This is a genomic window from Dysgonomonas sp. 521 (genome assembly GCF_010501055.1).
GTDB lineage: Bacteria > Bacteroidota > Bacteroidia > Bacteroidales > Dysgonomonadaceae > Dysgonomonas.
In genome coordinates, this window is record NZ_QVMO01000051.1 from 21247 (window position 1) to 31290 (window position 10044).

Here is a 10044-nt window from a genome sequence, read left to right on the forward strand (position 1 = left end):
TATTTATAATAATATTAAGAAAAATTGAGCCATAGTTTTCTTTTAATCTATATAAATTTAATTTTCAGTAGCTTGCATCGAATAAGCAAAATTGTTTCTTATTGATACTCTGTCAGCTTGCTACGGGGTAGTTCATTTAAAATAGACTAAGAAACTGAATTATCCTTTTTATAAAAACCTAATAAAACTCTTATATGAATTATTATTACAGATTTCAAGGTCGTTAATATATTGGTATGCCTCATTAGAAGAATAATATATTCAGGAAAGCAGAATCCTTTTTTTGAATAGAGAGACCTAAACCTCCTTCGCATGCTAACATGAGGATTTTCCCAATCTGATATTTTATTCCTTTCACATTTTGCAATGAAACAAGAGGAGATAAAACAAGTAAAAGAAGCTTTGGCAGCTCTTAGCCCATAATCTACATCTCCCATGGAATGTGTAAATGAATTTGATAGATTTCCTACCGTATTAAATATTTTTTTTGGTATTAGTGTAAAATTCCCATTAATGTATTTACATTTTATAGGTACGCCCTTTGGTACTATAAAATTATAATTAGAGTCTCTGCCACCATATGTTACAGTTGATGTTTTAGGAGAACAGCAGACTCCTGATATAATGGAAATTTGATTCTTTTCTAATAAAGTATTATAATCTGAAAATATAGTTATAAAAGCATTTTTTTCCAAAATAGTATCATCATTCAACCATATATAGAAATCATAATCTTTCTCTTTTCTAGCTTCTTCCCAAGCGAGTCTCATTCCCTGATTCCAGAATAAAGATCCGGTACCTTGCATTACATTTATTTGAGGGTATTTACTTTGTACAATTCTTCCAGTATTATCAGGTGAACCGTCATCCACGAGATAAATATCAAAAGTAATATCTTTCGGGATATTTATCTCGAATAGAGCATCTAGACATTTTAATGTCGTTTCTACCCGATTATAACAAGTCACTAATATTGCAGTCTCTTTCATAACTATCTATCATCGACCCTTTAGTACAATTTATAATTTTTATATTTGAATAAATAGCAAAAGATGCTAATTGGTCATGACTTTTAAACATTAGATACATAGATTCCAAGAAATCACTAATTTTCCATATTTTATCATCTCTATTTCTTCGTAATGGTTTCAACGGAGTGAGTTTTTCATCATAAAAATGGGAATCAATAGAACATAGCTGGTTATTGTCATTAACACTCACATGTTTAAATAAATCATGATCGGCTCCATAGAGTCTTATTGACTTTGATCCCATCTGTATACTTACATATAAAGCTAAAATTAATACTGTATTAATTGATGGAATAGCTGCTCCCTTTTTGTAAAAGAAATTTCTTAGGCTAGGAAATCCTCTATACACCAAGTTATTTACTTTTATAATGTTTATGTTTGTATTCTTCAGTTGACTAAATGAAACAAACTTGTTGTAAAAGGGTGATGGTATAAAAATACTTAAATTCCAGTTTACCTTATTTTCTAATATTGAAAATAATTTTCTAACATCTTTTATTCTATGATTTTCATGGAAAAACATAGGATCAGCTAAACAGTAATATTTCGGTTTAATTTTAAAAAAAATATCATCAAAAGCGAAAAAATTTAAAACAACAAAATCAACATTTTTAAATTCTTCATTTATTAGGATATTCGGTATCACATCTTTCAATGATGGTCCATTTGCTAATACAGCAATGGTATCTAAAGATTCTTTTTTTATTGGATTTCTAAAACTGCCGCTGAATATCAATTTTATTAGAAAAACAATAAGGTTAAGGCTATTCTTTATAAACTGTTTCATTTTCTTTATTTTAGAAATTTATTTTTCAAGCCATCGGATGAATTTTCCCAAACCCTGGAAGGGTGGGAAAAGAAAGCCCCTGTTTTTAAACAGGCATTAACGCAAAAGGATTTATCCTTTTACCTTTCAACCTACGGAACTTGTTCCGTAGTATTTGAGTTATAATAGATGGAATTTTTTTGCCCTTCCATATAGTAAATATCAGCATTCTTTTTAGTACCAGCATAATAGAATATGTTCATAATGCTGTCTGAAGATATGGCACCGCCTATATAACCACTATCTCCTCCTCCTTGCTGGGGTAGATAATGAATCCTAAACTGTTCTCCCATATTGTCATTTTTAGCATCATTTTCAGATGCAGCGCATTGATAGATACTTGAATGCCCATCTCTCTCAGGAAAACGACTATGATATACAAATTCGACTTTGCCTATATCTTCATGGTAGAAAAGATGACCGTTAGCCTCTGTCATATTTATAATTGATTTTGAGGGAACAGGTAACTCCCAAGTCAATCCGTTATCTAAACTTTTCGTAAAATATGCAGGCTCTTTTATCTTAGGGTTAGCTCCGACTGTTGATCGCATATAGCATATAATAGTTCCATCAGAAAGTTCACACCATGCTGGTTCAAAATGATAACAGTTTGGCATAGAAGCATAATTCCATGTATATCCATTATCATCAGAGTAAAGAACCCTAGTCTGCTTCTGGTATAATCCGAGTGTCAGTATTCTCCCTGACTTTAAAACTAAAAAACCTTCAACCCAACCCAAAAAAGGTTTCATGGTTCCAGCTTCATTAATCATCAAGCTTTGAGCATCCCATGTTATTCCCTTATCTTTTGATCTATATACATCTGTATTCTGGGTTTTAGCCAAGCTATTATTAAGATTTGTAACTAAAGATATATAGTCTCCATTATCAGCAATACCACTGGCTTGAGTTTTATTGCTGATACCTTCAGATAATCTATCAGCTACTATCTGTAAATTACTGAAACTTCCATTAGGAGTTTTAAGTCTCATAACTGTCTTATTATTAATTACTTCATGAGCATTTTTTATATTGTAAAAAACAACAAATTTATTTATTTCTTTATCATAAGCAACCGTAGCATGTGTCCAACTTGAATGTTTTCCCTGTACCAACTGAGTTTTATCCATTCCACTAAAAGCTAATCCTTTGTTAACCAATAGATATGGTAATTTCGGATTCTCGATTATTAAAGGGTTGAATGTTACTGGACCATCATCATCAGAACAAGATAATATTGTAAAACATAAAAAAAACAGTAATAGTAGTAGTTTGCTTTTTTTCATAGTTTTTTATTTAAAGTTGAATTATTTTGGTATAGTTTGCTTATATATAATTTCTGCTATCTTAAAATCTTCTTCCCAGTCAATATCAAATGATTTTAATTCATTAAGTTCATAAAAGTATGGAGATTTGCCTATTCTATCTTTATATAAAATATAGTTATTGATAGAATTAATGAAAAATGCACTATTAGCTTCATAGATAGGTTCCAAAGTTTGTGTACGCGGCCATAACTCTATTATCCTATCATAGTTTACAGCTTTCCCATTTTTATAAAAAAGAAATTTCCTTAATAATGTCACACTCATCAATGAATCATATCCTTTTGCTAAAACCTCAAAATATTCATCAATAGCCTTAATATAATCATCCTCATTACACATCGGAGATGTTACATGTGTCCACATAACATGTTCTACATTTTTCATGACTGAAGGTACATATTGTATCAACTCATCTGTAGTAGTGGCAGAAGTGCATAAATGTTCGGGACGGATATCTAATTCAATTTTGCTATTATTCAATCCTCTCACATACTCAATAATAAGATTATCATTTGTCGAGAGTATAATTTTGTTTATTTGAGGAATTCTAAGAAGCTGTTGCAACTTAATTTCTAATAAACCGTTTTTTATACCTGCAAACGATTTAATGTTTTTTTGGGGAATGCGTTCGCTTCCAGCCCTACATGGAAGAAATACTGAAATGTTATTCATTATAAATAAGAATATAAAGATGATACAGTTAATGAATATTGGGAAGGTAATAGAGACTGAATAGATTTTATTTTAGTTGTTGCTTTAGCAAAGCTATATTCATTCTCTATTATCAAATCTCTTTCTTTTGATGTAATGATCATATTATCATAACCATCATAACCAATAATAAATAAATTATCCACACCCAGTTCAATAGCTGTCTGAATAGCTAGTACCGTATGTGAGTCGGTATATTTATCAGTGAAATTTATCTCATTCAGTTCATAAGAATTTTTGGCCACAATAGAAGGTATATATGTTCCCATCTTCCTTGGATAAGGAGGTAGGATGCATCGTCCAGAAAAATCACTTAAATCTCCGTTAAATACATTTTCAAGCCGGTATCCTTCGTTCCCAACAAGACAGAAAAACTGGTCTAGTTTTACATTTTTGTAATATTTTGCATTTTTGGCACTTGCATGAATAATACAAATATCCGGTTGTTTTTCTAAGAATTTGATAACACCCTCAGAATGAATTTTAGGAGTGGCTCCACCCCCAATGAGTAATGCTGATTTAAATTTTTTATCGGAATTAAACTTAGATAATTTAATATTATCTGCCTTACCCTCTTTTTGGTTATTTAGGGTCCGAATAATACTATTAAAAGAATAAAATCTTTTAGTAACCCAATCCATTACATTTTTTTGAGGTAGAGAATTACTCCCAGATACCATATAAGGTAGATTTGTACCCCATCCATATTCTTTTTGCAACTGGGAAAAAGTACTAACGATTTCACTCAAAGCATTATAATCTACGTTTAATTTCTCTTTAGCACTTAAAACCGCTAATAATAATTCAGTCTTTAAATTCCCAGCTCCACGTCCCATTCCTGTTATAGTACTGTCTATTATGGTGCATCCTGATTCTATTGCTTCTATCGAATTTGCCAATGACATTTCAATATTGTTATGTCCATGGAATCCTATTGGCATTGTTAGAATATTCTTTACCTGTCCTACAATATTTGTAATATCCACAGGATACACGCCTCCAAATGAATCTACCAGACTGAAATAATCAACAACACCATTTAATGCTTTCAGGTCATTCAGAACTTTAACGTCCTTTACAATATCAGACATATACATAAGGTTAAACCCAACCTCATACCCTAATGCCTTTATTGATTGGGATAAAGCTATGGCAGAAGGCAAACGTTTAGGATCAACTGCTAATCTTACGATATCTATATAATCTCTTACTCCTCCCAAAAGATCAATAATTCTTTCCGGATAGTTGTCTCTCTCATTTAACATTATTGAGACTTTTTTCGAAGGGGCTAATTCCTGTGCTTTTTTAAGCAGGAATTCCGGACAATAAAAAAATTTACCCAAATACTCTTTTTGGGGAAAACTTCTATATCCTATTTCAATAATATCAATGGGTAATTTTTCCATACATCGAAGATATTGTTCATATAATGTATCTTCAAAATCCCAGTTATTGTAATATCCTCCATCCCGAAGTGTACAATCAAGTATTTTTAATTTATTCATTTCTAGTGAGCCTTATATGAGGATTATTGTTTTAATTTATTTGGTGTGAATCTTAGAAATAAGCGACATGCAAATATCTTGGCATATAAGAATGGTATTTTATCCAAAAAATAAAATATCCAGTGCGATCCTCTCTTTAAAGCTATCATTTTTTTAAAATTTAGAGGATATCTTAATATGTTGGTAATGCCTGCGTTTGCTTCTTTTGCTTCGATCAAATTGCTATAATAAATTTTAATAGAGAATGGGAGTGCATAACGTATATAAATGCGTCTGATTAGATTTGGATAAAAATTATAGTTAATATATTTATGTGAGTATTCCTTTTTTAAAGAAATAATATCGTTAAACTGTTTGGCTCTTTCAGAAGAAAATGATTTCCTTGTTTTTGCCATTATTGAAGTGGCATGTTCATAATAATTATAAGTTGCATCAGAAACAATCTGGCATGATTGAGCATGAAGAATAAGATTATAAGTAAAGAAAATATCCTCATACATCAGATGTATACATCTTATATTATTATTTCTCAAAAACTTCAAATTATACAATTTATTAACAGTATAAGTGGTTAACAATATAGTTCCTTTATAATAAGCATTTGCTACAGCAAAATCGCCTTTCCTCACTATACTGTCTTCATATAGCTTCTGCTCTTTCAATAGTCCATTAGATGCTATTATATTATGTGAAGCTGCTACAAAATCTACAGGATATTCCATCATGCGGTTATATAATATACTAATACAATCAGGAGTAATATCGTCGTCACTATCCAGGAAGTACAGATATTCTCCTTTTGCATTTTCTATTGCTGTATTTCTTACCGCACCCAAGCCTATATTTACTCCATGGTCGATAACCCTGACATCATTACCTCGTGGATGATTTTTTGCAACCTCCATCGCAATAGCCATACTATTATCTGAACCTCTGTCATCTATAAGTAAAAATTCTATGGATTCAAATGTTTGATTCAAAGCAGACAGTAATGCTCTTTTCATATATTTCTCCACATTATATACGGGTATAGCAATTGTTACTTTATACATAATTAATTATAGGTTGAGATTATTTAAACAATATTTATGAGATTTGGGATGTTTTCGGATATTTTTATTCACGAATAAATCTGATACCTTCAGTATCAGAAAGCCAAGTATCATAAAACGAGCTACTTTTTCCATACGAATTATCAAACCACACAAACTGCTTTTGAAGTAATATAGATAATATTGCTGCGTGTAAGCGGGTTACATAAATTTCTGAGTATGGGGATAAGAATCTAATCCCTTCTTTTATAAATTTCTTACGGAATATTTTTTTAAATGCTATATTAGTTAAATAATCCACAAAATGGGTAGATAGTATTCTTCTTTCTATCTTTTTTAAATACATTATTTTATGAAACACATTAAGGGAAAATAAGCTTTTTTCCATTGTTGGCCAGTCATGAATTTCGGCATTGTCTGGTACAATACTATAACTTAGGTTTTGTTTTTTTTCGATATCTTTTCTATTTAAAAACAATATTTTATCAGAAACAGGGGCGGTTATATACTTTTCCCATTTTGCCATATCTATGTAAAATGCCATATCAGGCACAAGTATATTGTCGGAGTGAGTAAAATATTGGTTTGCTATTTTCAATGAATTATTATCACGAAGGCATATCGTTATTTTCTTATGTTTCGAGAAAATTTCAGCATCCTCTTTCAATAAGTTTTCATCTTTATAAAAGATACTTTGAGGCAAGATAATTATATTATTATCTGGATATTGCTGTATGAGGCGTAACCAAAATTCAGTATGCCTTCTCCACAGATCTCCAAAACTCCCGCCACCATTTATTAGAATCATCGCATCTGACGGTATTTTATAATTTGGATTATAGCTAGATTCTGAAGCTGTATATAAACATTTATATGGTGTAGTTTTCAGAAAGGTCTCGACTCCTTTCCATATTAAAGAATCCCCTATGTTGGCATGATAAGGTAAGCCTAAAAGAACATAGTTTTCTGTTATTAAGGGAGTCAGCCTCTCATGAATGATATTTTTTAATTCTGATATTTTCTCTTGATAAGTCATTTTATTAATCTTCTTTTTATTTATATATTTAAATGTAATTTAGTTTTTAATAGTGTTAAAAAAAACTTTCTTTCCATACTTGTTAATCCAAATGAATATATGCTTATAGTAGAGCTTATTACGGATGTAGTCCCAATAATTAAAAATCTTGTGATACCAAAAGGTAGATATAAATGAATTATTAATGGAAGTACTAGACTCGCAATAAATACAGTAATATTAATAAGAAAAACTTTTCGTATATACTCAATTATACCTATGCCTATTGCTTTTTTTAAAAAAAATAGTCGAATAGGGATAACGGCAATACATAGAATATTTGAAATAATTAAAGCTGCGCTTGGCTCTGCACCTAATTTATATGATAAAAAAGACAACGGTAAAATTAATAGGTAAATGCAGGAAAGAAAAATCTGATAGTCTCTAATCTTACCTGTTGCATTTATTGGTGCCCATACTGTAAATGAGTAACTTTCAATTAATGTGAAAGTTATAATTAACCTAGTTAATATAACAGTATATTCAGGAACTTTTATCAACCAAAGATGAAGGATGAGTTCTGTTTCCAAAAGAGCCGGTATGGATAGAATTGTCAGTAAAAAAAAAGAAAATTTGGCTCCTCTAAATATTAAACTTTTCATTTGCTCTCTTTCTCCGGTGGCATATGATTTAATTATTGAGGGAACTAATGCTGTTGTAAAATTATTTGAAAAATTATAAATAGCGTTGTTAACTTGATATGCAATGGCATTTGCTGCATTTACTGCAGGACCAAAAAACACATTAATTAATATTGTTATACCCTGATTTTTCAACATCATTTGCAATTGTCCGATCAAACTCCAAGTAGAAAAACCAAGCATTTCTTTATAAAGTTTCTTCTCCCTACTTATCCCAATGTTATATTCAGAAAAACTACGTTTACAATAGATATGGTAAAAAATGTATATGCCAATACTAATGATCATATTAAGAGAGCCAAGTGTAATCAGTTTATCAAAAGTTGAGATAGTTATCAAATATGCAACACATAATTTAAATATGGCATCCGAAACTCCTAAATAAGCATATATATTCATCCGCTCATGTGAAATAATCATTGCATTAAGGGGGACCTGTGTGATACTCAAGAATGCTGAGATTATGACAAATTGATATATTACATTACAAGCGAACAATCTGTCAGCAGGGATTTCCAGTACGTTGTTTACTATCCATAAACCAGCTGTTTCGCAAAACAAAACAACAATGATAGCCATACAAAAATGGATATTAAATGCAGTACAGAATGTTTTCTTTACTTGTTCTTTATTTCCTTTTCCCAGTTCAAAAGTCAGAAAGCGGGAAGTAGCTCCGCTTAATGCTCCGTTTAAAAAAGTAAATAAGGTAATAACGCCAGCTATAACATTATTTAATCCATAATCAACTACACCTAACGTATTTAATATTACCCGCGATGTAAACAACGATACAAACATTGTTAATAACATCCGGAAATATAGAAATAATGTATTCTTGGCTATACGTTTATTATCCTCTGAATTAGATGCCATTTATGCTCTTGTTTGCTAATATAATATTATCATTAGGAGTGAAAAGTATACTCAAATTGTATATTTCTTCGAATTCTAATGTATTTTTTATGTTGGCTAGCTTATAAGACTGTATATATCTTTTCTTATTATCCACCCTACAGCACAAGTGCTAGATATTAATATAAATGCAATAAGAATCAGTTTTTTTCGTGGAGCTGATGGTTGTAAAGGCATCACAGCTGGTTGTATAATAGTAAAAACGGGTGTGTTATCTTGCACTTTTACTCTAGCCATTTGAAGTTGTTGAGCAGTCTGGTTATACACAGAGTAAGCTAAGCTTGCCTCATTTTGCAGCCTTTCTTGATTTGTACGATATTTGGCTGAAACAACATTCAAGTTTCCATCAATAAAGGATGCTAATTGTTGTTGTGCTTTATAATAGTTATTCTTAGAGTCATCATATAACTTCTCTGTAAACTCTAAATCATTTCGCGCTTTTTGAGTTCGATAATCTATAATATATGATTGAAAATATGATGTTAGTGAGTCGGCAAGAAATGCTGAAATTTCAGCACTTTGCATTGTGACCTCGATAGTAGTGGTACCTGTTTTCTTATCTGAAGAAATGAGTATTCGGTTTTGTAAGTTTCCTATAACAGACAACTCTCCTTTTGTAAGAATCCTATTGTTTATTTGAATATTTTTTCCATCTAACTCTTCGTTAGAAGAGAATAGATTCATTATTCTTTTTGGTGCACTGAATATGTATGACCACCAAGTCATTTCTTGATGATCTTTTAAGTATGTGTATAAAGTCGTATCTATTTCTTGTTTTACATCCTTTACCCTTATGTCAAACATCCCTTTAAGAAAAGGCGTAGATGCAAAGACACTTGGATATAAATTCGGTGAAGCCAAAGCATCACCTCCAGCTCCTCCCCCCAAATTTATCCCAGCCAATGCCGCTAACGAACCCATACTTCCTCCAGAACCAGATTGTGCTTCTGGCATCAGCACCAC

Annotated in this window: 9 protein-coding genes; all 9 read right to left on the reverse strand. The window is 31.0% G+C overall.

Going from position 1 to position 10044, the window contains the following annotated elements; all coding sequences use genetic code 11:
• Nucleotides 1-146: 146 nt before the first annotated feature.
• Nucleotides 147-989 carry a glycosyltransferase family 2 protein gene (locus tag D0T84_RS14350; protein ID WP_163308551.1) on the reverse strand — a complete coding sequence of 281 codons (843 nt, stop codon included), beginning with the start codon at nucleotides 987-989 and terminating at the stop codon, nucleotides 147-149.
• A complete protein-coding gene (locus D0T84_RS14355; RefSeq protein ID WP_163308552.1) occupies nucleotides 955-1818 on the reverse strand; it encodes a hypothetical protein in 864 nt (287 codons plus the stop codon). Before D0T84_RS14355 ends, D0T84_RS14350 begins: the two co-directional genes overlap by 35 nt.
• A gap of 131 nt (nucleotides 1819-1949) precedes the next feature.
• Nucleotides 1950-3143, reverse strand: a complete 1194-nt coding sequence (locus D0T84_RS14360; protein WP_163308553.1) for a sialidase family protein — start codon at nucleotides 3141-3143, stop codon at nucleotides 1950-1952.
• Between the two features lie 21 nt (nucleotides 3144-3164).
• Complete coding sequence (locus D0T84_RS14365) at nucleotides 3165-3857, reverse strand: cytidylyltransferase domain-containing protein (protein WP_163308554.1); 693 nt, start codon at nucleotides 3855-3857, stop codon at nucleotides 3165-3167.
• Entirely contained in the window at nucleotides 3857-5401 is a 1545-nt protein-coding gene (locus D0T84_RS14370) for an aldolase catalytic domain-containing protein (RefSeq protein WP_163308555.1), read from the reverse strand. The genes D0T84_RS14365 and D0T84_RS14370 overlap by 1 nt, the downstream gene beginning before the upstream one ends.
• A gap of 23 nt (nucleotides 5402-5424) precedes the next feature.
• Nucleotides 5425-6453 carry a glycosyltransferase family 2 protein gene (locus D0T84_RS14375; RefSeq protein WP_163308556.1) on the reverse strand — a complete coding sequence of 343 codons (1029 nt, stop codon included), beginning with the start codon at nucleotides 6451-6453 and terminating at the stop codon, nucleotides 5425-5427.
• Nucleotides 6454-6517: 64 nt separating this feature from the next.
• On the reverse strand, nucleotides 6518-7489 hold the full coding sequence (locus D0T84_RS14380) for a polysaccharide pyruvyl transferase family protein (RefSeq protein ID WP_163308557.1): 972 nt from the start codon (nucleotides 7487-7489) through the stop codon (nucleotides 6518-6520).
• Between the two features lie 20 nt (nucleotides 7490-7509).
• Entirely contained in the window at nucleotides 7510-9042 is a 1533-nt protein-coding gene (locus D0T84_RS14385) for a hypothetical protein (RefSeq protein ID WP_163308558.1), read from the reverse strand.
• Nucleotides 9043-9138: 96 nt separating this feature from the next.
• Nucleotides 9139-10044 (reverse strand): chain-length determining protein (locus tag D0T84_RS14390; RefSeq protein WP_163308559.1); only part of this gene is annotated, 906 nt, incomplete at its 5' end.

Excerpts from the sequence above, each read along its gene's own strand:
- D0T84_RS14350 (WP_163308551.1), bottom strand. The coding sequence starts at position 989 with ATGAAAGAGACTGCAATATTAGTGACTTGTTATAATCGGGTAGAAACG.
- D0T84_RS14355 (WP_163308552.1), bottom strand. The coding sequence starts at position 1,818 with ATGAAACAGTTTATAAAGAATAGCCTTAACCTTATTGTTTTTCTAATA.
- D0T84_RS14360 (WP_163308553.1), bottom strand. The coding sequence starts at position 3,143 with ATGAAAAAAAGCAAACTACTACTATTACTGTTTTTTTTATGTTTTACA.
- D0T84_RS14365 (WP_163308554.1), bottom strand. The coding sequence starts at position 3,857 with ATGAATAACATTTCAGTATTTCTTCCATGTAGGGCTGGAAGCGAACGC.
- D0T84_RS14370 (WP_163308555.1), bottom strand. The coding sequence starts at position 5,401 with ATGAATAAATTAAAAATACTTGATTGTACACTTCGGGATGGAGGATAT.
- D0T84_RS14375 (WP_163308556.1), bottom strand. The coding sequence starts at position 6,453 with ATGTATAAAGTAACAATTGCTATACCCGTATATAATGTGGAGAAATAT.
- D0T84_RS14380 (WP_163308557.1), bottom strand. The coding sequence starts at position 7,489 with ATGACTTATCAAGAGAAAATATCAGAATTAAAAAATATCATTCATGAG.
- D0T84_RS14385 (WP_163308558.1), bottom strand. The coding sequence starts at position 9,042 with ATGGCATCTAATTCAGAGGATAATAAACGTATAGCCAAGAATACATTA.